This window comes from Allobosea sp. 05T439 (assembly GCF_056396005.1).
This window is the reverse complement of the sequence record NZ_JBFTKP010000160.1, coordinates 1-418: the sequence shown is the minus strand read 5'-3', so window position 1 is coordinate 418 and position 418 is coordinate 1. Positions and strand designations below refer to the sequence as shown.

At 69.6% G+C, this 418-nt stretch carries 1 pseudogene; it reads left to right on the top strand.

The annotated features are described in order from the left end of the window. Positions 1 to 204 precede the first annotated feature (204 nt). Positions 205 to 418, top strand: a pseudogene (locus AC1DIO_RS35535) (methyltransferase type 11); the annotation flags it as partial.

The window sequence follows — 418 nt, the reverse complement described above, 5'->3', positions numbered from 1 at the left end:
GCCCAGGACCAGGAACGGAACGTACTTCGGCGCCCGGCGCACGGTGATTTCGCGTCGTTCGGGGACGTGCTGCTCGCTGGGGGTGCCGGGGTTTTCGGGGGTAGCCATGGTCTTAAGCCTACTGCCCCGGGAGCCATTGCTACGGCCCGGTGCAGGGGCGCACACTAAGGGGTGGGGGAGGGCACGGAACAGCCTAGGAGCGCCATGTCAGCCTCAGCGGAGCAGATCAGGGACCAGCAGCGCAGCACCTGGGACGAGTTCTCCGCCGGCTGGCGCAAATGGGACGCGGAAATCCTCGGCTGGCACGCCCCCTTCGGCGACGCAGTCATCCGGGAGGCGGGACTCCGCCCGGATTCCGTGGTCCTCGACGTCGCTGCCGGAACCGGCGAACCGGGCCTCACCGCCGCCGCCCTCGTTC